The 22,595-nt window shown below is 33.3% G+C and carries 21 protein-coding genes and 1 tRNA gene; 6 read left to right on the top strand and 16 right to left on the bottom strand.

All coding sequences use genetic code 11. The annotated features are described in order from the left end of the window. Window positions 1-349 precede the first annotated feature (349 nt). A complete protein-coding gene (gene dcm, locus OZP10_RS07350) occupies window positions 350-1,336 on the top strand; it encodes a DNA (cytosine-5-)-methyltransferase (protein ID WP_281634098.1) in 987 nt (328 codons plus the stop codon). Here the strand turns inward: dcm and OZP10_RS07355 are convergent. From OZP10_RS07355 to OZP10_RS07375, 5 genes are all read right to left on the bottom strand, one after another. Next, on the bottom strand, window positions 1,333-1,752 hold the full coding sequence (locus OZP10_RS07355) for a very short patch repair endonuclease (RefSeq protein WP_281634099.1): 420 nt from the start codon (window positions 1,750-1,752) through the stop codon (window positions 1,333-1,335). The two genes, dcm and OZP10_RS07355, sit on opposite strands and share 4 nt — an antisense overlap. Before the next feature lie 158 nt (window positions 1,753-1,910). Continuing rightward, a tRNA-Ile gene (locus OZP10_RS07360) sits at window positions 1,911-1,984 on the bottom strand. Between the two features lie 146 nt (window positions 1,985-2,130). Continuing rightward, window positions 2,131-2,535, bottom strand: coding sequence for a methylmalonyl-CoA epimerase (gene mce, locus OZP10_RS07365; RefSeq protein WP_281634100.1), 405 nt, complete (start codon window positions 2,533-2,535; stop codon window positions 2,131-2,133). Between the two features lie 10 nt (window positions 2,536-2,545). Continuing rightward, a complete protein-coding gene (locus OZP10_RS07370) occupies window positions 2,546-4,906 on the bottom strand; it encodes a hypothetical protein (protein WP_281634101.1) in 2,361 nt (786 codons plus the stop codon). Beyond that, complete coding sequence (locus tag OZP10_RS07375; RefSeq protein ID WP_281634102.1) at window positions 4,866-5,831, bottom strand: hypothetical protein; 966 nt, start codon at window positions 5,829-5,831, stop codon at window positions 4,866-4,868. The genes OZP10_RS07370 and OZP10_RS07375 overlap by 41 nt, the downstream gene beginning before the upstream one ends. Before the next feature lie 212 nt (window positions 5,832-6,043). On the opposite strand from OZP10_RS07375, the gene OZP10_RS07380 reads away from it, so the two are divergent. Then, window positions 6,044-7,732, top strand: coding sequence for an Ig-like domain-containing domain (locus tag OZP10_RS07380; RefSeq protein ID WP_281634103.1), 1,689 nt, complete (start codon window positions 6,044-6,046; stop codon window positions 7,730-7,732). Here the strand turns inward: OZP10_RS07380 and OZP10_RS07385 are convergent. From OZP10_RS07385 to OZP10_RS07405, 5 genes are all read right to left on the bottom strand, one after another. Next, window positions 7,729-8,496, bottom strand: a complete 768-nt coding sequence (locus OZP10_RS07385) for a nitrilase family protein (RefSeq protein ID WP_281634104.1) — start codon at window positions 8,494-8,496, stop codon at window positions 7,729-7,731. The two genes, OZP10_RS07380 and OZP10_RS07385, sit on opposite strands and share 4 nt — an antisense overlap. 38 nt (window positions 8,497-8,534) lie before the next feature. Next, on the bottom strand, window positions 8,535-9,311 hold the full coding sequence (locus tag OZP10_RS07390) for a DeoR/GlpR family DNA-binding transcription regulator (protein WP_281634105.1): 777 nt from the start codon (window positions 9,309-9,311) through the stop codon (window positions 8,535-8,537). Window positions 9,312-9,583: 272 nt separating this feature from the next. Continuing rightward, window positions 9,584-10,330, bottom strand: a complete 747-nt coding sequence (locus OZP10_RS07395; protein ID WP_095928369.1) for a succinate dehydrogenase/fumarate reductase iron-sulfur subunit — start codon at window positions 10,328-10,330, stop codon at window positions 9,584-9,586. A 95-nt stretch (window positions 10,331-10,425) separates the two neighbouring features. After that, window positions 10,426-12,426 (bottom strand): fumarate reductase/succinate dehydrogenase flavoprotein subunit, encoded by a 2,001-nt coding sequence (locus tag OZP10_RS07400; protein ID WP_281634106.1) that lies wholly within the window; start codon window positions 12,424-12,426, stop codon window positions 10,426-10,428. An 11-nt stretch (window positions 12,427-12,437) separates the two neighbouring features. Continuing rightward, on the bottom strand, window positions 12,438-13,103 hold the full coding sequence (locus OZP10_RS07405) for a succinate dehydrogenase cytochrome b subunit (protein ID WP_111425173.1): 666 nt from the start codon (window positions 13,101-13,103) through the stop codon (window positions 12,438-12,440). A 355-nt stretch (window positions 13,104-13,458) separates the two neighbouring features. Here OZP10_RS07405 and OZP10_RS07410 point away from each other — a divergent pair, with 355 nt between their 5' ends. Beyond that, window positions 13,459-14,820, top strand: coding sequence for a hydroxymethylglutaryl-CoA synthase family protein (locus OZP10_RS07410; protein WP_281634107.1), 1,362 nt, complete (start codon window positions 13,459-13,461; stop codon window positions 14,818-14,820). 448 nt (window positions 14,821-15,268) lie between these two features. On the opposite strand, the gene OZP10_RS07420 is transcribed toward OZP10_RS07410, so the two are convergent. The 5 genes from OZP10_RS07420 to OZP10_RS07440 all read right to left on the bottom strand — a co-directional run bounded on the left by OZP10_RS07420 (window position 15,269) and on the right by OZP10_RS07440 (window position 18,343). Then, window positions 15,269-15,640 carry a hypothetical protein gene (locus tag OZP10_RS07420; protein ID WP_281634109.1) on the bottom strand — a complete coding sequence of 124 codons (372 nt, stop codon included), beginning with the start codon at window positions 15,638-15,640 and terminating at the stop codon, window positions 15,269-15,271. Window positions 15,641-15,866: 226 nt separating this feature from the next. Further along, complete coding sequence (locus OZP10_RS07425) at window positions 15,867-16,421, bottom strand: hypothetical protein (protein ID WP_281634110.1); 555 nt, start codon at window positions 16,419-16,421, stop codon at window positions 15,867-15,869. A 101-nt stretch (window positions 16,422-16,522) separates the two neighbouring features. After that, complete coding sequence (locus OZP10_RS07430) at window positions 16,523-17,263, bottom strand: LytTR family DNA-binding domain-containing protein (protein WP_281634111.1); 741 nt, start codon at window positions 17,261-17,263, stop codon at window positions 16,523-16,525. A 14-nt stretch (window positions 17,264-17,277) separates the two neighbouring features. Further along, entirely contained in the window at window positions 17,278-17,727 is a 450-nt protein-coding gene (locus OZP10_RS07435; protein ID WP_281634112.1) for a GNAT family N-acetyltransferase, read from the bottom strand. Between the two features lie 178 nt (window positions 17,728-17,905). Beyond that, window positions 17,906-18,343, bottom strand: coding sequence for a GNAT family N-acetyltransferase (locus OZP10_RS07440; RefSeq protein ID WP_281634113.1), 438 nt, complete (start codon window positions 18,341-18,343; stop codon window positions 17,906-17,908). A 292-nt stretch (window positions 18,344-18,635) separates the two neighbouring features. Here OZP10_RS07440 and OZP10_RS07445 point away from each other — a divergent pair, with 292 nt between their 5' ends. The 3 genes from OZP10_RS07445 (at window position 18,636) to OZP10_RS07455 (ending at window position 21,717) form a co-directional block, all read left to right on the top strand. Continuing rightward, window positions 18,636-19,040 carry a helix-turn-helix domain-containing protein gene (locus OZP10_RS07445; RefSeq protein ID WP_177211798.1) on the top strand — a complete coding sequence of 135 codons (405 nt, stop codon included), beginning with the start codon at window positions 18,636-18,638 and terminating at the stop codon, window positions 19,038-19,040. A 477-nt stretch (window positions 19,041-19,517) separates the two neighbouring features. Then, window positions 19,518-20,810: an aminopeptidase P family protein gene (locus OZP10_RS07450; protein WP_281634114.1), complete on the top strand. Its 1,293-nt coding sequence runs from the start codon at window positions 19,518-19,520 to the stop codon at window positions 20,808-20,810. A 7-nt stretch (window positions 20,811-20,817) separates the two neighbouring features. Next, entirely contained in the window at window positions 20,818-21,717 is a 900-nt protein-coding gene (locus tag OZP10_RS07455) for an alpha/beta fold hydrolase (protein ID WP_281634115.1), read from the top strand. A 338-nt stretch (window positions 21,718-22,055) separates the two neighbouring features. On the opposite strand, the gene OZP10_RS07460 is transcribed toward OZP10_RS07455, so the two are convergent. Continuing rightward, a complete protein-coding gene (locus OZP10_RS07460; protein ID WP_281634116.1) occupies window positions 22,056-22,574 on the bottom strand; it encodes a ferritin in 519 nt (172 codons plus the stop codon). Window positions 22,575-22,595: the final 21 nt, after the last annotated feature.

Raw genomic sequence — 22,595 nt, forward strand, 5'->3', positions numbered from 1 at the left:
GAAAAGCAACTTTTAAAACAAAAAAGGGAAAAACAAATTTTAACATTTTTTTTCCAAAATTCTGCCAACCCTTTTCTGGAAACATTCTAGAAAAGAAAATCCTCTTTCTGCCACTATTTACAAGACAAACAAGCTTATAAGAATTTCCTGATTTAGAAAAAAAATCATTTTTCATCTTATCTGCAAAAAAATCTATATTGAGAATTTACATCAAAAATAGAGCTTGAATTCAATTCTAATTATATTCAAGAGAATGTTCATGAATTAATATATTTGTAAAATTTAATTCCATTAATTAAGAAAATTCAAAACCACAAATCCAGATCCATTTCAACCTCAAAAGAATCAAATGAAAAACAAATATACAGTCGGAAGTTTATATGCAGGTGTAGGCGGAATTTGTTTAGGATTTGAAAATGCCGGATTTAAACTAGAATGGGCTAATGAATTTGACAAAAAAGCTTGCATTACTTATAGGAACAATTTTGAACACACTCTTATTGAAGGCGATGTAATGCAACTCGATGTAAAAGAGCTTAATAAAATTGACATTCTTACCGCAGGATTTCCGTGCCAACCTTTTTCTCTTGCTGGCCATAGAAAAGGCTTTAATGATAGCAGAGGAAATCATTTCTTTAAAATATTAGATTTTATTGATGAAATGAGACCAAAAGTGGTATTTCTTGAAAATGTCAAAAACCTAAAAGGACATGACAAAGGAAACACCATGAAAGTGATTCAGCGCGAAATCAAAAAACGTAATTATACTTTTGACAGCGCAATCCTGAACACCAAAAATTTTGGAAACATTCCGCACAATCGGGAACGTATTTTTATGGTTGCGTTTGATAAAGATTTCGTCAAAAAAGGTTTTAAATTCAATTTCCCCGAAAAAGAAGAATTAACCCAAAAGGTTACCGATTTAATCATAAAAGAAAAAGTCGATAAGAAATTCTATTATACTGAAGATAAATATATGTACAACATGCTAAAAGAAGCTGTTGTAAGAGAAGATAGAATTTATCAGTTCAGGAGACAATATGTACGAGAAAACAAAAAAGAAGTATGCCCTACCCTAACTGCCAATATGGGAACTGGTGGCCATAATGTTCCAATCATTACAACAGAATTTGGTTTTAGAAAACTAACTCCAAGAGAATGTTTCCGTTTTCAAGGTTTTCCAGACAGTTACAAATTGCCAAAAATCTCCAATTCCAGTCTTTACAAGCAGGCAGGAAATTCGGTAAGCATGCCTGTTATTGAGAGACTTGCTTCAGAAATATTCAAATGCATTGAAAAAATAGAAGCCAAACAACTAAAAGCAGCAAGAGTTTAAATACTCAAAAGCATTATTGTTCCTTCAATTCTCGCGAGACAAACTTCTAGGTTTTTCTCAATATCCTTACTCCAAAACCTAAGAACGGTCCAATTTCTATCAATTAAAAAAGAGTTGACTTCTTTGTCCCGCTGTATATTTCTCTCAATTTTCGGAATCCAGTATTCTCGATTCGATTTAATTCTCAATTGCTGCGTTTCCCAATCTTTACCATGAAAAAATTCGCTGTCAACAAAAATGGCAATTTTATATTTGGCAAAAGTAAGATCGGGTCTTCCAAATATCTTTTTGTTGTTTTTTCGATACCTGTAGCCCAATTTCCATAAAGCTTTAGCAAGCCTTACTTCGCCTTTTGTTGCAGTGCTTTTTATTGCCTGCATAGTTTTACTCCGCTGTTCGGGAGTTAATCTATCCATCTGAAGATTAAATTTGTTTTGGATGGATAAAGTTAAGGGATTTTAGAAAAAGAAAAGTTTAATTTTTGATGCGGAAAATTTCAATTTTCACATTTGCAAAGCGTCAAAAAACAAAAAAGCCTTTACATTTCTGTAAAGGCTTTGTGTTTCTAAAAGAGTGGTCCCACCTGGGCTCGAACCAGGGACCACCTGATTATGAGTCAGGTGCTCTAACCAGCTGAGCTATAGGACCGGTTTAGAGGATGCAATATTACTACTATTTTTCATTCACTCCAAATATTTTAAGACATCATTTTAATTTAATTTTAAAACTTTTCTCGAATTTCAAAAACGAAATTGATTTTCAACATCTTATTCAAAAATTAAAATGGCATTTTTTTATTTAATTTCTTGGCAAAGCTCTACCAAAACTCCATTTGTGTTCTTTGGATGTAGAAAAACGACCAATTTATTATCGGCTCCTTTCTTCGGAACTTCATTAATCAAGACAAAACCTTCATTTTTTAAACGCGATATTTCAGCTTCGATATCATCAACATCAAAAGCGATGTGATGAATACCCTCTCCTTTTTTCTCTAGAAACTTTGCAATTGGACTTTCTGGATTTGTTGCCACCAAAAGTTCTATTTTATTATTTCCGGTCTGAAAGAAAGAAGTTAATACACCTTCGCTTTCTACAGCTTCCATTTTATACGACGGAACACCAAGCATTTTTTCGAACAAAACATTAGCATCCTCCATATTTTTTACTGCAATTCCGATATGTTCTATTTTGTTTACCATTGTTTCAAATTTATTGGTTCGTGTATGTTCTAAAATAACCACATTCTGCAATAACATCCTGATAATATTTGGTATCAGAATAGTCTTTTCTTAAAGCTTTAAATGAGTTCCAAGCAATAAAATTAACTTTATCATCTTGAATTTCCCAATAGCTGTTTATGTTATTGTATTTTTTATTGTAATAATCATTTCTTTCGCATTTTGAAATCAGATACAAACATTTTGCTTTTTGTTCTTTGTTCGAAGCAGCTTCAAATGCTTTTTGGTAATACATTTTAGAAACCGAATTATTTGTAATCATTTCTTTCATCGAATCTCTAAATGAATATGGACTTGAACCATAACCCACAATACTCATTTCATAAAAAGTTCTTCCGTTTCCAAAATGAGAAATATTATAAAAAGCATTTCCTAGCAAAAGACTGTTCGTGTAAACATCTTCTTTTTGAGCCAATTTATCCTGCATTTCTTTTATGGTAGTTAAGAAATCCATGAAAGTATATTTTCTCTTTTGATACGCTGCATGTTCGCAATCGTGACAATCTTTAATATTTCCGTTAAACGGATTTCCTAAGAATTTATAATATTGAACTGAATCTGTTTGTTTCATGAATTCAATCGCTTCTGGAATTTTGTTTTTGAAAGTCGCCTGAACCGCCTGAAAGTTATTAATATCCTTCAACTTTAAACTATAAACTCCTGCACCAATTTTCTCAATTTCAGATTTATTAGATTTTTCTAAAAAGCCTTTTATTGCCAGCAGATTTTTTTCATTGTCATAATAAGCATTTCCGTCGTTCCAATAACTATAGCGGGATTCTCCATAAATCTCTGCCATAACCAAATTGCCTTTTTCTTTATACAAATGCGACAAATAGCTTCTGCTCCATGAAGAAGCATTTTGATAACGAAATGTGTCTCCTTTATAATTTTTAGGAAGTTCAGTGTACAGCCAATTCAAATCAGCTAGAATGGTTTTCTCATTTTTATCTGTCAGTTTATCGATCTTGCTTAAATTATTCACAAAACGCAATAAACGAAGTTGCATTCCTGCCAATTCTGTTTTTGGAAGTGTTTTTTCAGCTTTGCTGTAATTTTTATCCGCATTTGCATAATCGCCTTTTAGCGTTTGAAGATATCCAATGGCAATATCCCATAAATATGGTTTTTCTGTATTTCCTGTAGCAGAAATTTTTGCTATCAAATCAACAGCGCTATTGTCTACTTTTGCTTTGTTTTCTGCTTTATTTTCGGCAACAGTCTGCGGTTTTGGTTTCTGATTTTCTCCTTGCCCGTCTACCTGGAACGAATTATTTATTTTTTGTTCTAGCGAATTAACCAATCTTGTCCCTAAATAATTTAGATGTTCGCTTTTTGGATCTAATTCGTAGATTTTTTCAATCGCCTGTTTTTCGTCTTTGTAATATCCATGAATCGCCCAAAGCGCCGCTTTTTCTTTGTTGTTTTTCGCCATTGCCAAAGCTTTAGTCCAATCTGACTCGTTTTTTGGCTTAAAACTATAAGCTGTAACTACTCTTAATTCTGGACATTTATCAAAAACCTGAGCGTATAAATAGTTAGAAGTTGCATATTTTTTCTGCTTATAATTAATTCCAGCAACATACGCCAAAGCACGATAATATAAAGTGTTCTTTGTAACAGAACTTTCGGTTTTATTAAAAAAGTCAATTGCTTTTTGTTTATCATTACTGTAAAAACGAGCTTTCATGGTCAAGAACCAATATCTGTTTTTCAAAAAAGGATCAGACAAAGTATTGTACACATTTTCTATCGACTGAATCATTTTGGCATCATTGAAGGTTTTTGCCACGACAGGATCATAACTCCAATAATCATCACCAATTGAAACCGTTTCTATTTTTTGAGCCAAATACAGAAATTCTACAAAGTTTTTTACTTTCCCATCTTTCAGATTCAGCTTTTTGCCCCATTTTTGCGTGCTTTTATTTTCTTTTTTCGTTTTATAATAAACATGCAAACCTTCAATTTCTTCTTTATTTTTGATGGTATTTTTGTCATCAGAATAATATCTAGGCTTTTCGTCACCAATCAAAAAATAATTGACTGTTGTTGTGTCGACTTTTCCTTTTAAATAATCTGCCCAATCTGATTTTATATTTTTATTAAAACGAGAATTGTGTTGGGTATCAAAACCAATTCCGTAGAAAATTCCGCCCGACAAAAACAAAGGCGAATACGATTTGTCAGCAAAAGTTTCTGGAGTAAAATTTGAATTATAGGCACCAAAATAATCCCAATCTCCATCTGCGCAGGCGTATATAATTCCGAATGCAGAAAGCAAAACGGCACTAGAAGCAAGAAATAATCTGCTTAAAAGTATTTTTCTCATAATTGTTTAAATTGAATTCGTCTAAATCGTAAAATATAATTTCATTTGGCTTTTCGACAAGATGATCTTGCAAATCTTCTGCCATTTCTTTTAAATCCTCTGGTTTTATTTCTTCTATTTTCAAAAGATCATTTTCTTCATAAAAAACGCCATTTTTATAATTGGAATGTTTTACCCTAAAAAAAATCGGACTTGTTTTTTCAAAATTGGAATCTTTTTCTAATGATTCACTGCTCATTTTAGAGCGCAGTCCAATCACTTTATTATTTCTAATATGAACTCCCCAAGAATAAATTGGAAAAGCAAAATCGAGATGCAGCGGATATCTTTTTAAACTTTTAAGATATCGCTCTGCCACTTTTTGATCGTAAATAGAATTTAGAGAATCGGGCGCAATCGATCCCATGTTATAATACATCAAAACTCCAGAATCGACATTTGGGATTTTTGTTTTTTTGAAGTATTTCACCTGATGCAATCGAATAGTAGCTGAAAGCTTCTTTTTCGAAAGTTCTTTAAAAACCTCAATAAATTTTAAATAATTGTCTTTGCTTTTTAAAGTCCAATCGCAGTCAATTTGAATTTCCTGACACGTAATTTCGTTTTTAGAATTAATCTGTTCTATAAAATCAAAAGTTTTCTGAGCTAGATTCTCCACATCAAGATTGGGTTGCAGCATCACTTTGTTTTGAATGAAAACTACTGGAACAATTGTATAGTTTTTTGGGTTTTCTTCAAATCGAATAGGACTTATGGGAATGGGCAAATTTGATTCTGGATGAAGTCCAATGTCAAAATACCTTACATACAGCTTTTGAACACCATTCTCATTCAAAACCTCTTTTTCTGTTTTTGAAAATTTGAACAACGTTTTCCAGTAATAAAAAGAGATTACAGGTTTTTCATTTTTAGTGCATGATAACATTAAAAAGAGAAACAAAACTGGAAAAATTCGCTTGAACAAAACTTAGAAAATTATATTTTACCCCAAAAGTAAGAAATTATATCATTTTAAAATGTTTGAAACACCAAAACTTTAGAAGATTCGCAAAAGTTCCAAATCCTAATAAATGGCTAAAAAATTTCGATTAAAGCAAATATAATCGTTATTTTGTGCAATCAAATTGAAAAACCGTTATGTTGAAAAACACTCTAAAATATATTGCATTTATAGTTTTAATATCAATGATAAGCTGCGCAAAAAGAGGCAGTATTACCGGCGGTTTAAAAGATACGCTACCTCCTGTTTTAACATCTAGCTTTCCAAAAAATTTCAGCACCAATTTTAAAGAAAGTACAATCACTTTAAATTTTGACGAATATGTCAAACTTAAAAACACCAACAAGCAGCTGATTATTTCTCCGCCTTTAAAAAATGAGCCATTAATTACACCTATGAGTGTCAGCAAATTTATAAAGATTGAACTTCGAGATACTTTGCTGCCAAACACAACTTACAGTTTAAATTTTGGGCAAGCTATTCAGGATAATAACGAAGGAAATGCTTTAAATCAGTTCAAATATATTTTTTCAACAGGATCGCATATTGATTCGCTTAAATTGAATGGAAGAATTAAAGATTCTTACGGAAAATATGTTGACAATTTTGTTTCTGTGATGCTATACGAAGTAAATGATAAATTCAAAGATTCTACCATTTACAAAGATTTTCCACGCTATATTACCAATACTTTAGATAGTATGCGAACTTTTCAGTTTGAAAATTTAAAGGAAGGAAAATATCTTTTGGTTGCTTTAAAAGACAAAGGATCAAATAACAAATTTAACCCGAAAGACGATAAAATTGGTTTTCTAAAAAATTATATCACAGTTCCTTCAGATACGGTTTACGAATTAGAATTATTTAAAGAAACACTTCCACTAAAAACATTCAAACCTATTCAGGCTTCTGGAAACCGTCTGTATCTTCCGTATGAAGGAAAACAGGATTTTAAGAAATCACAACCAAAAATTACCCTAAAAAACGGCAATGAAGTTCTGGAAACTATAGTAACCCAATTCCCTAAAAAGGATTCGTTGCAAGTTTGGTACAAACCTGTAAAAGCCGATTCGCTATCAATGGAAGTTGAGAAAGGAGATTACAAAAAGAGATTTTCTTTTAAAATTAAAGCCTTAAAAAAAGACACTTTAAATATTAAAGCAGTGCAAAATGGTCAGCTTAATTTTAGAGACCGTTTTACATTGGAAACTGAAACTCCATTGGTAAAATTTGATAAATCTAAAATCAAATTGGTTAACAAAGATTCTGTTGCAGTTCCTTACACGACAGAATACGACGTATTTGACCAAAAGCTTTATTTTGATTTCAAAAAAGAACCTCTAGACAAATACAGTTTTACTTTCTTGCCAGGCGCTTTGACCGATTTTTACGAAAAAACAAACGATACTTTATCGTACAAACTCAGCACTAAAGAATATGCCGATTACGGAAATATCATTTTGAATCTGAAAAATGTAAAACGTTTCCCTATAATTGTCGAATTGACCAATAAAAAAGGAGATGTTGTTTTAGCCGAAGGATATTCTGAAGGCGCAACTACTTTAGAGTTCAATTTGTTGCAGCCTGACATGTTTACGGTTCGTATTATTTATGATGACAATAAAAATAAAGTGTACGACACTGGAAACTTCTTAGAAAAGAGATATGCCGAAGAAGTATTTTACAATCAGGAAGAATTTGATGTCCGTGCCAATTGGGACAGGAACGAAACCATCGACTTAAGCATTCCGTTTAATCCTGAGGTCGAGAAAAAACAAGACGATAAAAAGAAAAAAGAAGCAGAAAAGAAACGGAAAGCTTTTTAAAGTTTGATTTCGAACTGATCTTTATCGCTTAGAAAATCTAATTTTTTACGCGTTTCATACATGGTGTTTTTGTCTAATTCTACGACAAAAACACCATTTTTTTCTTGCGGTTCTAAAATATAATTCCCTAAGAAATCTATTGCTTGCGAATGTCCAATATGTTCAAAATGGTGAGCATCTTTCCCTATTCTATTTACTCCAATTACGTACGAAAGATTTTCGATAGCACGTGCTTTTAGCAAAGCATCCCAAGCATTGGTACGCACTTTTGGCCAATTGGCGACATATAAAATCAGATCGTAATTTTCTGTATTGCGCACAAAAACCGGAAATCTCAAATCGTAACAAACCTGCAGACATATTTTCCAATCCAGATAGTCTACAATAACTTTTTGATTTCCGCGTGTATACACTTTGTCCTCACCTGCCAGAGAGAATGAATGACGTTTATCGTAATACTGGATTTCGCCTGACGGAAAAACAAAAATCATACGATTGTAATATTCTCCATTCTCCGCGATGACAACACTTCCAGTAATTGCAGCCTTTTTTTGTCTTGCTTTCAATTTCATCCAACCAATAGTTTCGCCCTGCATCGTTTCTGCAACTTCAGAAGCATTCATTGTAAATCCGGTCGAAAACATTTCTGGAAGCACAATCAAATTTACTTCCGAATCGATTTCATTGATTTTTGAATCGAAGTTTTCTCGGTTTTTACTGGCATCTTGCCAAAAAAGATCAGTTTGGATTAAAGCAATTTTCATCTTGTTTTATGGATAAGTAGAAAAAACAGGTTTTGAAATTAAATCACAGTCAAGTCAGGAAAATTCTCTTTATATAATTTTAGTTTTGCATGAGTTGGCTCTTCTTCAGTTATAACATAATTTATCTCAGACAAACTAGCTATTTTCATTTTAAGAACTGTATTTAGCTTTTCTGTGATGGTTAAAACCGCTGTTTTTTTAGAAGCCTGAATCATTGCTTTCTTAACCTGGACAGTTTCCCAGTCAGAATCAGAATAACCGCCATCTATATCTAAAGCATTTGTTCCTAGAACCAGAAGATCTGCTTTTATGTTAGCCAATTGATGAAAAGCCTCTCCGCTCACACACATCTGACTATAAGAAGAAATGCTTCCGCCAATCATAATGGTTTTAATATTTGGTTTATCTAAAAGCTGTACAGCTGTTAACGCAGTGATCGTAAAAACAGTCAGATTAAGATCGTTTGGAATTAATCGAATGAATTCGCGAATGGTTGTTCCGCCATCCACAATTAAAACCATTCCGTCATGCAGAAGATCTACTGCTTTTTGTGCAATAACTTGTTTTGCTTCTACTGCATAAGTTTGGTTCGATGACGAATAGTGATATCCTTTGGTCATCGCACCACCTTTTACTTTGATTAAAAGTGAATCGGCATCAAGCTCGTTAATGTCTCGTCGAACAGTATCTTCAGAAACACCAAGTTTAGCCGAAAGAGTTTCAAAACTTACACGAGTGTGCAGGTTAATCTCTTTTAAAATATGATTTTTACGTTCTTCTTTACTGTAATTTAAAACTTCATTTTCCGTGCTCATGCCTATTATTTTTTTTCTAATTACAAAAATAAACATTTCATTAAACAATTCATCGAAACAAAAAATCAAATTAGCGCATTAGATCACTTTAAAACAAAACAGAATCCGTTTGCATCAAAAACTTAAAATCACCTGTTTTAAGCTCTTTTTTAAGACAAATTGAAGCCTTTTACAGATTTGAACAGATTTATAAATAAATCACACTGTTTCAGAAAACAAAAAACGCTTCCGTCGTAACGGAAGCGTTTTTCTAAAATATACTAAATTGTGTATTATCCTTTTAAGCTTGCTGCTAAATACTCACGGTTCATACGTGCGATATTTTCAAGCGAAATTCCTTTTGGACATTCGATTTCGCAAGCTCCTGTATTAGTACAGTTACCAAAACCTTCTAAATCCATTTGGTGAACCATGTGTAAAACACGATCCGTTGCTTCAACTTTACCTTGTGGCAATAATGCATATTGAGAAACTTTTGCAGAAACGAATAACATTGCTGAAGAGTTTTTACAAGTTGCAACACAAGCTCCACAACCAATACAAGCAGCAGCGTCGAATGACTTATCTGCATCGTCTTTGTTAACTGGAATAGTATTCGCATCAATTGTATTTCCTGAAGTATTTACAGAGATAAATCCTCCTGCGTGCTGAATTCTATCAAAAGAACTTCTGTCAACCACTAAATCTTTAATTACCGGGAAAGCTTTTGCTCTAAATGGCTCGATAAAAATCGTATCACCATCTTTAAACATACGCATGTGCAACTGACAAGTTGTAACTCCTCTGTCTGGTCCGTGTGCTTCTCCGTTAATGAATAAAGAACACATTCCGCAGATTCCCTCACGACAATCGTGGTCAAATGCAACTGGTTCTTCTCCTTTGTTGATTAAACCTTCGTTAAGAACGTCTAACATTTCAAGGAAAGACATGTCCGGCTCGATTCCATCGATAGGATATTCTACAATCCCTCCTTTATCTTGAGCGTTTTTTTGACGCCATATTTTTAATGTAAGTTTCATACCTTTTTCGTTTGAAAGTCATAAAGTCGAAAGTCGAAAGTCGCTTGGCACATTTTGCCTTTTGACTTTAAGACTTTGGGCTTTCGACCAAATTCTTATTTATAACTTCTTTGAACTAATTTAATGTTTTCGTAATTAAGAGGTTCTTTGTGTAATACCGCGTCACTTGGTTTTCCTTTGTATTCCCAAGCTGCAACGTATGCAAAGTTTTCGTCATCACGAAGTGCTTCTCCTTCTTCTGTTTGGTATTCTTCACGGAAGTGACCTCCACAAGATTCGTTACGGTGTAAAGCATCTTTCGCGAACAATTCTCCTAATTCTAAGAAATCGGCAACACGAGTTGCTTTTTCTAATTCCTGATTAAATTCGTAAGCACCTCCAGGAACTTTTACATCTTTATAAAACTCTTCACGTAAAGCGGCAATTTCTTCGATAGCTTCAGTTAAACCTTTAGCATTACGAGCCATACCGACTTTATTCCACATAATTTTTCCAAGTTTTTTATGGAAATAATCTACAGAATGTTTACCGTTATTATTGATAAACTTATTGATTTGATCTACAACCGCTTTTTCAGCTTCAACGAATTCTGGTAAGTCTGTAGAAATTTCTCCCATTTTAATATCTGGAGCTAAATAATCTCCAATAGTATAAGGAAGTACGAAATATCCATCAGCTAAACCTTGCATCAAAGCAGAAGCACCAAGTCTGTTTGCTCCGTGATCAGAGAAGTTAGATTCTCCAATTGAGAAACAACCAGGAATTGTAGTCATTAAGTTATAATCAACCCAAGTTCCACCCATTGTGTAGTGAACCGCTGGGTAAATCATCATTGGTGTTGTATAAGGATCTTCGTCAACGATTTTGTAATACATTTGGAATAAGTTCCCGTATTTACTTTTCACGATTGCAGCTCCTAATTTAGTTACCAAAGCAGCATCTTTATCATCTAGACCTTTTACATAAGCATCTTCAGTTCCGTAGCGTTTAATTGCTGCTGCGAAATCTAAGTAAACTGCTTCTCCAGTTTTGTTAACTCCAAAACCAGCGTCACATCTTTCTTTAGCTGCACGAGACGCAACGTCACGAGGTACTAAGTTACCAAATGCTGGATATCTTCTTTCTAAGAAATAATCTCTTTGATCTTCAGATAAATCAGTTGCTTTTTTCTTTCCTTCACGAATTGCTTTTGCATCCTCAAGGTTTTTAGGAACCCAGATACGACCGTCATTACGTAAAGACTCAGACATCAAAGTCAGTTTTGACTGGTGATCTCCTGAAACCGGAATACATGTTGGGTGAATTTGCGTGTAGCAAGGATTTGCGAAAAACGCTCCTTTTTTATGAATTTTCCAAGCTGCTGTTGCATTACTTCCCATAGCATTTGTTGAAAGGAAAAATACGTTTCCGTATCCTCCAGAACCAACTACTACAGCGTGAGCAGAATGTCTTTCTATTTTTCCTGTAATCAAGTCACGAGCGATAATACCTCTCGCTTTTCCGTTCACGATTACAATGTCAAGCATTTCGTGACGGTTGTACATTTTAATTTTTCCACGACCAATCTGACGGTTCATTGCAGAATAAGCTCCTAACAATAATTGCTGTCCAGTTTGTCCTTGAGCATAAAATGTACGAGAAACCAAAGTTCCTCCAAAAGAACGGTTATCTAAAAGTCCACCATATTCACGAGCCAATGGCACCCCTTGAGCCACACATTGGTCAATAATATTACCTGAAACCTCAGCTAAACGATAAACGTTTGCCTCACGAGCACGGTAATCACCACCTTTTACAGTATCGTAAAACAATCTGTAAATAGAGTCACCGTCACCTTTATAGTTTTTTGCTGCGTTGATACCTCCTTGTGCAGCGATAGAGTGCGCACGACGTGGAGAATCTTGGAAACAGAATGCTTTTACGTTATATCCTAACTCAGCCAAAGTAGCCGCAGCCGAACCTCCAGCTAAACCAGTACCAACTACAATAATATCTAAATTACGTTTGTTAGCAGGGTTTACTAAATTAATATGATCTTTATAATTTGTCCATTTGTCCGCTATAGGACCATTTGGAATTTTTGAATCTAATGCCATTATAATTGATATTAATTATTGAAATGATGAAATAAAGCGATAATTACAAAAAGCGCTGGAACTACAACTGCGAACCAGTAACCTACTTTTGATAAAAATCTTGAGTATTTGTTGTGCATCCCTACAGATTGAAGAGAAGATGCAAACCCGTGCCATAAGTGGAATCCTAAAAGGATAAAAGACACACAGTACAATGCTGTACGGATTGGGTCGTGAAATTTGTGAACCAACTCACCATAATACCTTGTAGCATCTGGCGCTGTACCCGCAATATACTTGTAGGTAACTTCAGGAAACCAGAAATCATAAAAATGCAATCCTAAGAAAGCTAAAATAACCAATCCAGAAATAATCATATTTCTAGAACTCCAAGAAGCATTCGCAGCTCCGTTGTATTTAGCGTAAGCGATTGGTCGTGCTGCGCTGTTTTGAGCCGTAAGAATAAATCCCATTACGAAGTGGAAAATTACTCCAATTGCCAAAATTGGCTGCATTACGTACTGAATCAGCGGATTGTATCCCATAAAGTGAGAAGCTTCATTGAAAACGTCTTCACTAATAATAGAAATAAAATTTAAGGAAACATGCAGCGCTAAAAACGTGATTAAGAATATTCCCGAAAGAGCCATAGCTACTTTCTTTAAGATGGAAGCATTCAATAGTGCAGATTGTGCCATAAGTGTTAAGTAGTTTGTTTTAAAAAATTACACAAAAATAATTCAATTACAAAAGAACTACAACCATTTCGCTCTTATTTATAATGATTTTAAAATAGCACGATTCTACGTATTTTTACGTACAATAATAAAGCTGCTAAAAAATAATTCACTATGTAAATTTCAAAATACTGCTTTTTAAGCTATCGCAGGGAAATTCTATTCTAAGTAGATTACCAAAAATTTATCATATTGATATTTTATTCAAACTTTTGATTTATTTTCTTCAAAAGTGCTCGTTGACAGAAATTTTATCTAAGTAAAAAATTGTCATTCCGCAACATAGTTTTACCTTTAGCGGCTCAAAAAATTAAGAATGAAAACAGGAATTGATGCTATATCCTTCGATGTAGCAAACATACATTTACCCATAAAAACTTTGGCAATCGCCAGAAATATTGAACCAGAAAAATTAGAAAAAGGTCTTGGATTACTAAAAATGACTTTTCCAGACGTTTATCAGGATGCAGTTGTTTTTGGAGCAAATGCTTTAACCAAGCTTATCATTGACAATAAAATAGACTTAAAAGAAATAAGCCGAATCTATGTGGGTACCGAAAGCGGTATTGACAGCTCAAAACCAATCGCTTCCTATTTAATTAGTTTAATGGAGCAAAAATTTGGTGAAGATTCATTAGCGGAATGCGATGTTGTAGATTTCACTTTTGCCTGTATTGGTGGAGTTGATGCGATGCAAAACTGTCTAGATTTTGTAAAACTGAATCCGACTAAAAAAGCAATTGTAGTTACTTCTGATTTTGCAAAATACGATTTAAATTCAGGAGGAGAATACACTCAAGGAGCCGGAGCTGTTGCCATGTTAATTGCTGCAAACCCAAAAATCATTGCTTTTGATGACAATTGGGCAACGAGTACAAAAGGTGTTTTCGACTTCTTTAAACCATACAGAACTATTTCTAAAGAGGAAATTACCAAAAACACAAACAACGATTCTTGGTTTGATAATTTAGAAGCCGAAATCGAAATTCATAAAGACCAGCCTGTTTTTGACGGTCAATATTCCAACCAATGTTACATGGATCGTACGCGAAATGCGTATTTTTCATTCAAAAAATTAAAAAACACTACCGAAACTTTATATAACACTTGGCACAGTATCGTAATGCACTTGCCATATTCTTTTCAAGGAAGAAGAATGTTATCTGAAATATACGCTTTAGACAGTTCCGAAAAAATTATTGCTGATGATATTGCTCCTGCAGATTATCAGACAAAAATTAAAGAAGTGGCAAAATCTGAAGATTACAGAAGTTTTGTAACCGAGAAATTACAACCTGCTGAATTGGCTTCTTCTTTAATAGGAAACCTTTATACTGGTTCTATTTTCATGGGATTGTTATCTACTCTTGCTCATTTTTATAATACGAATAAAGAAGTAGCTGGAACTAAATTCGGTTTCTTAGCTTACGGAAGCGGATCAAAATCGAAAGTTTTTGAAGGAACGATTCAGCCAGAATGGAAATCGGCTTTAGAAAACGTAAAACTTTTTGAAAACTTAGCCGAAAGCGTAGAAATTGATTTCAACACTTACGAAAGTCTTCATAAAAAAGAACAAAAACAAAGTGTAAGAACTCCGAAAAACGAATGGGTTTTAGATAGAATTGAAAAAGAGATTCCTGTTTTAATTGGGGCGAGATATTATAAATGGGTGGATTAAATTTCAAATTTTGAAATCCCAAATTCCAAAACCGAAGCTTGATGTTTCGGTTTTTTTTATGTTTTTTTTAAATTTAACCGCAAAGTTCGCAAAGGATTACGCAAAGTTCGCAAAGCTTTTCATGAATACAAAGCTTTGCGAACTTCGCGTTTATTTTAGATATCGCAAAAAAACCATTGTGCCCTTTGCGGTTAAATAAAAGATAATCAATCCTTCTTATGCTGTTCAGTATAATTTTGATTTCCTTTAATTCTAGTATCTTCCGTATGCATTCCGTTTGCCATTCCTAACATAAAGGCTGTAATTACGATTATAAATTTCCTTTTTATCCAATGAAGAAGTGGTCGCTTAGATTGCCCCAAGCGAGAATTTTTATTTTGTTTATACATTTTAAAAATGATAAATGATTAGACATTATTGTATCATCTATGCTAAGAAATAGATCTTCTTAAGCGTTGTATAAACTTTTACCGAAGTATTTTGAAGTGATTATTTCATTTATAAAAATAGATTGTTTTATAAATGAAGTTAGATTTTGATGAAGCAGATTTTGAATTTTTAGCAGTTTCTTAATTTGAAAAGTAAAAACAGTTTCAGTTTTTAGAAAATTCAAAACAATTGAAAATCTTGTTTCGTTCCAAGAAACAGCTTGTCCGAATTTATATAAACGAGAACTTTTAAGCTCTATTTCTTTTCTTAAAACTACAAACGAAGACTGATAATATTCTGCCGATTTAGATTGAGAATATAAAGTACCATCGCCCACAATCACGACAAAAGTCAGAAAGAGTGCGATTAAGTATTTTATATGTTTTTTCAATCTTTTATGTTTTAGATTATAGAACGAAAATACGAATTTCAAATAAAAAAACTGAAGTAAATGCTTCCGTTTTTCTATTTTCACATCAAGGAGTTGTCATCCTGAGCGAAGTCGAAGGACACGCAAGTAACTCCGCAACAATAATCCAATCTTTGTCGAGCAACTAACGTGTCCTTCGACTTCGCTCAGGATGACATACTTTGTATTTAAAAACCTTTGTCAAAGTTTAAAACTTTGACAAAGGTCGTGGCACGTAAAGCAATAAACCCAATCCTATAACAAAAACGAGACAACTCAAAAACATACAAACGCCATTTTTCAAAACAAAAAACGAAAATCCAACAGCAACCGACCCCACAATTACCATTAAAGATTTTACAGTTTCTGTTTTTATAAAAGCAAATGCATGCAAAGCCAAACCAAGAAAAAGCAAAGACGGACCAACAGCCACAAATGGATAAAAAATCAATGGAGAATTACTAATTTGCTGACTTAATCCATCTTTTGCGATTTCGTTATTTCCGTAACTCGACATGATAAAATCGATTGTACAAAGTCCAATATGGGCAATAACGCCTAAAGTTGTCAGTACAGAAGCAACTTTATTGATTTTCGTTTTTGGAAATGCGTCATTAAATGATAATAAAAAACAAGCTCCAATTAAATTGAACCAATGCGCAAAATCTATCGACGTATTGAAACTCGGAAAAATGTTAGAAAATAATAAATAGCTAGCTAAGAAAAATAGCAATCCGATCGTGCAGAAATGTTTTGTTTTCATAATTTGTTTTAAAAATTGATGAAGCAAAACTAGAATGAAAATTTGCCTAAAATCCCTATTTTATTGACTTAGGTACGAAATGCATTGTTTTAGGTACAAAATTACAATGCCAACAAAACATCTTTATAATTTCTGGAAACTGGAAGTTCTATTTGCGTCAAAATAATTGTGGTCGGATTTCTCCAGGATTTAAAGTGCGACGGATTTATTAAATGCGAACGATGAATTTGCACTAAAAAATCGAAATCGTCCTGAACTTTTTTGAGCGAAGATCGAATAAGTTTTGAATGAAGTTTATCATTTTCGAGAAAAAAAATTTCCACATAATTCTGTGCATTCGAAATACAAACTAAATCGGTTTTTTTAATTTTTAAAACATCTAATCTGTTTTCTCCTTTAAATAGCAAAACATCGTCCGTTATCGGAATTAGTTTGATTAAATATCTTCTTGCGAGAATAATCACAGGAGTTACAATTAGAGCGACTTTTATAAATATTGTCGAAAAGAATTCTAAAAAACTATATCCGCCATTTAAAATTGGGCTTTTATAAAAAGTAAAAACACCAATTAAGTAGAGCAAATGAAACAGAAAAATGACTGTTATTTCTAAACCGATATTCCATTTTCCTATTCTTTCATAAAAGCTTTTTTGGATAAAAGCTAAAAGACCATAACACAAAAATGCCATAACACTAAAACCAAAACTAATTAAAAACCACGCTCTGAAATTTATAGTTCCATCATCAAATGGCTTTATGATGAAAGCAAAAACAAAAAGCCATAACCCAATCAGTAAACCGACTAGAAGATTATGTTTTATAGAAATGTTCAGCTGTTTCACTTTTCGATTTGATTTTAAAGTTTCATTTCCATAATAGGCATAAACCGATTTTTTATTGACGTTTCGAATTCACCAATTTTTATAAATCCCATTTTTGAATAAAATTCCTCGGCGTTGGGTTCTGAATCGAGAATTATTCTTTCTATTTTCTCTTCTTTTATTCGGTTTAAAAAATCGAGAATTAAATATTTTCCAAATCCTTTTCCAATATGTTCAGGCAAGATAAATAAATTATCGAGTTCAATTACTTTTTCATCTTTGAAAACATAAGAATAATATCCTACAATAAAACCATTGTCTACCAATTTGAAAACGTTATTATCTTTAATATAATCTTGAGAAATGGTTAAATTTTTATCCCATTTTTGAATTTGTTCTGCAGAATACCCCCAATAAGCTTTTGACTTTTTGGTTATTGTTGTGAGGATTTCGTCGTCGGTTATGTTGGCTTTTTGAATTATCATGGGTTTTAAAAATAAGTTTTTTTGTCAGCTTTGAAATTTAACCGCAAAGCACGCAAAGTTTTCTATTTAAGTTATCTAAATAAACGCAAAGTTCGCAAAGCTGTAAACGCAAAACTTTGCTCCCGATAGCTATCGGCATTGTGTAAACCTTTGTGGCCTTTGCGGTTAAAAAACCTATTTACTTATAAATCGTAAACTTATTATGACTCAAAGTAAAACCTAAATTCTCATAAATTGCGACATTTTCTACTCGCTTTTTATTCGTCGTCACTTCGATACTTTTCAAATTATTTTTCTCAGCAAAATTCAAAATCTCATTTATTAATACTCTTCCAACGCCTTGACCACGGTATTTTTGATGAATAAAAAACTCCTGAATTTCGCCAACTAAACCGCAATGATGAAGCAAATTTTGGGTGTGAAAGCTAATAAAACCTAAACCTTCACTTTCGTTTTCGGCAATTAGATAAAGATTTTTTGGGTTTGAAATATTTTCATTGAATATCATTTCGAAAACTTCAAAATCTAAGACTTCATTTTCGAGTTCGCAGATTGCTTTGTAGACGAAGTCTAGGTCTTGATTTTGTATTTTTCTTGTTTTAATTTTTAGTTTCATCTTCTAATGCCATTATTAAGATTCTAAGTTACTAAGATTTTCAACAATCTTGTCATTTCGACGAAGGAGAAATCTTCGTAAGGAGCTCGAGAAAGATTGGCGATTTTGATTGCGGAGCTACTTGTGGAGATTTCTCCTTCGTCGAAATAACAAAAACGATGTAAACACTATATTTCAAAATCAATACTAGTCAGAAAAATTGTATTTTTACTCCACAAAAAAGAACTTGCAACTGCAAACTTGTTTTCTGCATAAACCAAAAATGTAAAAGAATTTTAAATATCTTTGAATCATGAGCACAGCAATAAAACCAAAACATATCGGCAGAAACATTAGCCGAATTAGAGAACTGAGAGATATGAAGCAGGAAGCACTTGCTATTGCGCTTGGTGTTAGTCAGCAATCTATTTCTAATCTTGAAGGAAGTGAAAACGTTGATGACGAAAAACTAAGCAGAGTTGCAGAAGCTTTGGGAGTACCAGCAGAAGTAATTAAGAATTTCTCCGAAGAAGCTGTTTTTAATATTATCGGAAACACCGCAGAAAATAGTTCTTCAGTTGTTAGTTTCGGATGTACTTTTAATCCGTTGGACAAACTTCTTGAAACTTTTGAAGAAAATAAAAAGCTTTACCAGCAGTTAATTCAAGCTGAAAAAGAGAAAGTCGCTCTTTTGGAAAAGTTACTTGATAAGAAATAGAAATTTATTTTTATAAAAGAAAAAAACCGAAGCTTTGAAATTGAAGGCTTCGGTTTTTTTATGCTCATAGTTTTGTCATTCTGAGGAACGAAGAATCACACTAGAAATTCCACAATCAAAATCGCCAATCTTTATCGAGTTCCGAGTGTGATTCTTCGTTCCTCAGAATGACAAACTTTTTGTTTATCAATCTTTGTAGAGCTACTTGCGATCCTTCGACTCCGCTCAGGAAGACAAAACAGAACTTAAACTTTGTGTTCTTTGCAACAAAAAACTTTGCGACTTCGCGTCTTTGCGAGCAAAAATCTCCTGCGCACTTTGCGTATCCCGATAGCTATCGGGATTGCGTTCTTTGCGGTTAAATAAACTCCAAAAAATTAGAACCAAAACAAATAAGAAAACTTTAATAAATCTGCTATACGCCACTAATTCAAAAATCATTAATTTTGAAATTCGAAGTTCAAAAACGAAATAATTATGAAATATCATCAAATAAACAGCGCTCTTTTTGTAAAAAACCGCAGAAAGTTCATGGCTGAAATGAAACCTAACTCTGTTGCAGTATTCAACTCAAATGACATTTACCCAGTTAGTGCCGACAGTACTTTGCCGTTTGCACAACACCGTGATATTTTTTACCTGAGCGGTGTAGATCAGGAAGAAAGTGTTTTGCTTTTGTTTCCAGATGCGCCTTATGAGCACCAAAGAGAAATGCTTTTCTTGAGAGAAACCAACGAACATATTGCAGTTTGGGAAGGTGAAAAATTGACTAAAGAACGTGCATTTCAGGTTTCTGGAATTAGAACCGTTTATTGGTTACAGGATTTTCATAAAGTTTTGAACGAAATGATGACGTATGCCGATACGATGTACATTAACACCAACGAACATTACCGTGCAACTGTTGAGACAGAAACTCGCGAAGCTCGTTTTGTAAAATGGTGGAAAGAGCGTTACCCAGCGCATAATGTTGCAAAAAGTAACCCAATTTTACAAAGATTGCGTTCTATAAAAGAAAGCGAAGAAATCGATTTGATTCAGCATGCTTGTGATATTACAGAAAAAGGTTTCCGCAGATTATTAGGATTCGTGAAACCAAATGTTACGGAATATGAAATTGAAGCTGAATTGGCTCATGAATTCATACGTAACCGTTCTAAAGGTTTTGCTTATACACCAATTATTGCTTCTGGAAACAATGCAAATGTTTTACATTATATTGAAAACAACCAGCAATGTAAAGAAGGTGATTTGATTTTGCTTGATGTTGCGGCAGAATATGCTAATTATTCTAGCGATATGTCTAGAACAATTCCAGTTTCTGGGCGTTTTACAGATCGTCAGAAAGCAGTTTACAACGCTGTTTTGAAAGTAAAAACCGAGGCAACAAAAATGCTTACGCCAGGAACACTTTGGAAACAATATCATGTTGAAGTTGGTAAAATTATGACTTCAGAATTATTAGGTTTAGGTTTATTGGATAAAGCCGATGTTCAGAACGAAAATCCAGAATGGCCTGCTTACAAAAAATATTTCATGCACGGAACTTCTCACCACATGGGACTTGACACGCACGATTACGGATTGCTTCACGAACCAATGAAAGCAAATATGGTTTTCACAGTTGAGCCAGGAATCTACATTCCAGCAGAAAAATTCGGAATTCGTTTAGAAGATAATGTTGTGGTTCAGGAAAAAGGAGAGCCTTTTAACTTAATGAGAAATATTCCTCTTGAAGCAGACGAAATAGAAACGTTGATGAATGAATAATTTCTTGATGAAAAAGATTTTTCTTTTTGGTTTATTATTAATTGCAACAAATATTTTTGCTCAAACTGAAGGTTTTGCCGTAAATACTGATGGAAGTAAAACCTATTACAAAACATTCGGAAAAGGCGAACCGCTTTTAATTATAAACGGCGGACCTGGAATGAACAGTAATGGTTTTGAAGATATGGCGAAAGTTCTGGGTCAAAGCCAGCAAACGATTATTTACGACCAAAGAGGAACCGGAAAATCGAAACTTTCAAAATTAGACACTACGACTATTTCGATGCGTTTAATGGCAGATGATATCGAATCGTTGAGAAAACATCTTAAAATTAAAAAATGGAATATTCTCGGGCATTCTTTTGGTGGAATGTTAGGTTCTTATTACGCGACAATTTATCCGAATAACATCAATAAACTGGTTTTATCGTCATCTGGCGGTGTTGATTTATCTTTATTGAAAGGCCCAAATTTGATTGAATCGAATCTTTCTCAAATCGAAAAAGATTCTATGAATTATTGGAACGACAAAATAGAAAAAGGCGATACGTCTCACAAAGCTAGACTTGGACGTGGTCGCGCAATGGCTCCGGCTTATGTTTACGATCAGAAATTTATTCCGATTATTGCTGAAAGATTGACACAGGGAAATTCGACAATTAATGGTTTGTTATGGTCGGATATGCAGAAAATGAATTTTGACTGTAAAGCTAAACTGAAAGATTTCAAAAATCCCGTTTTAATCATTCAAGGAAAAGAGGATATTATCAGTAATGAAATTGGAGAATTGGCAAAGCAGACTTTTCCTAATTCAAAATTGATTTTATTAGAACATTCTAAACATTATGGATGGCTTGATGCCAGAGAAAAGTATTTCTCGGATATTAATTCCTTTTTAAAATCATAAAAATTTAAAAAAAGCTGTCTCAAAAGGACAGCTTTTTTGCTGGACGAAATATTTATAAAATTTATTCTATTTGCAAAAAACCCAGAGGAGTGAAACATTTATAAAATTATTCCATCAGCAGACCCCAGCGGGGTAAAATATTTATAGAATTTCAATAAGACAAATAAAAAAGCTCCGGAGGAGCGACATTTTTTTGTGTAATTTAATATATGTCGCTCCTCCGGAGCTTTATATTGTAAAAAACATTCTTAGCTATAAATATTTCGCTTCTCCGAAGCTTACAAAAAAGGAGCTATCTTTTTGAGACAGCTCCTTTTTAAATTATATAAATCGTTTATTTATCCGATTTTTGAAATCTGAACATCCAATTGGAATTTGCCATCAGCTTCATTTCCGTTGATTAGGTCAAAAAGCTCTAAAGCTCTTCTTGCGTTTTTCTCTTCTTCTCTTTGTTCAGCTACATACCACATCATAAAATCTTCTGTAGCATAATCATTTTCAGCTCTACATTTTGCAATCACTTTATTGATTGCCTGAGTAACTGCAATTTCGTTTTGCAAAGCAATTTCGAATACTTCTCTAAAAGAAGCAAATTCTTGCTGCACCTCTGGAACAGATGGCGTAACTGCAATCCCTCCCATATCTGTAATGAATTTGAAAATTTTTAGAAAATGCTCTCTTTCTTCTTCAGCTTGCTTGTACAAGTAAGATGCTGTATTAGCATATCCGTTTCTATCTAACCATGCTGCCATAGCTAGATATTTGTTAGAAGCATCACTTTCTAATTTTGCCTGTAAATTCAATATATTTTCTACACCTTCAGTTAATGAAGTACGTGTTCTTAGTAAATCTTTCATAACCTTTAATTTTTATACGTG

The sequence above is a fragment of the Flavobacterium luteolum genome (assembly GCF_027111275.1).
In the GTDB taxonomy this organism is placed as follows: Bacteria; Bacteroidota; Bacteroidia; order Flavobacteriales; family Flavobacteriaceae; genus Flavobacterium; species Flavobacterium luteolum.